Origin of the sequence: Parafrankia sp. Ea1.12, assembly GCF_900465275.1 — a bacterium.
Lineage (GTDB): Bacteria > Actinomycetota > Actinomycetes > Frankiales > Frankiaceae > Parafrankia > Parafrankia soli.
In genome coordinates this window covers 1-758 of the sequence record NZ_UBIZ01000073.1, presented here as the reverse complement: position 1 = coordinate 758, position 758 = coordinate 1, and the positions used below count along the sequence as shown (strand labels likewise).

Below are 758 nucleotides of genomic sequence, written 5' to 3'. Positions count from 1 at the left end.
GCACCACCCCGGCGCATTCCAACCCGGCCGCGATCGGGGTCCGCCCCCCGGTCCGCAACCCGACGAGGCGCGCCGCCCCCACCTCCACACTGGACGTCGGCGCAAGCACCACCTGCGCACCCACCCCCCGGAACGTGATCATGCCGATGCGGTCGCGGCGCTGGTAGGCGTCGACAAGCAGAGACAGCACCGCGGTGCTGACCCGGCGCAGCCGGGTGCGGGCGGCCATCGACCCGCTGGCGTCGACGACGAACAGCACCAGGTTCCCCTCCCGGCCGCGGCGGTGCGCGCCGCGCCGGTCGGCGGGGTCGAGCACCAGCGCCGGGCCGGTGCGGCCCCGGTCGTGCTGGTGGGGGGCGGCGGCCAGCAGCGTCGCCGGCAGGTGCAACCCGGGTGCGTCCGCGCCGGTCCGGGCGACCGCCCCGCGGGAGGTGCGTGCCGCCGAACGACGCCCGGCCGCCCCCGCGCCCAGCCCGGCGACGGACAGCAGCCGCGGCCGGAACGGCATACCGGGAACCCCAGCCGCCGGCGCCGGCCCACCGCCGCGCGCCGCGCCGCCGTCCACATGCGTCTGCGCTGTCTGGGCTGCTCGGGCCATGCCCGCCGGGCCACCCGCCTCCGCTGCCGGCCCACCGCCGCCCGCCGGCGCCGCGGACGACAGGGCGGCACCGGGCGGGGGAGAACCCGCCGGCCCGACACCCTCAGGCCCACCCGCCGCCGGCCCGCTCAGATCAGCGGACTCGCCACCGGCCCTCGCA

At 79.9% G+C, this 758-nt stretch carries 1 protein-coding gene; it reads right to left on the bottom strand.

All coding sequences use genetic code 11. The features are described 5' to 3' along the window. A partial coding sequence (locus FMEAI12_RS37575) for a VWA domain-containing protein (protein WP_146776594.1) occupies nt 1-758 on the bottom strand: 758 nt, incomplete at both ends.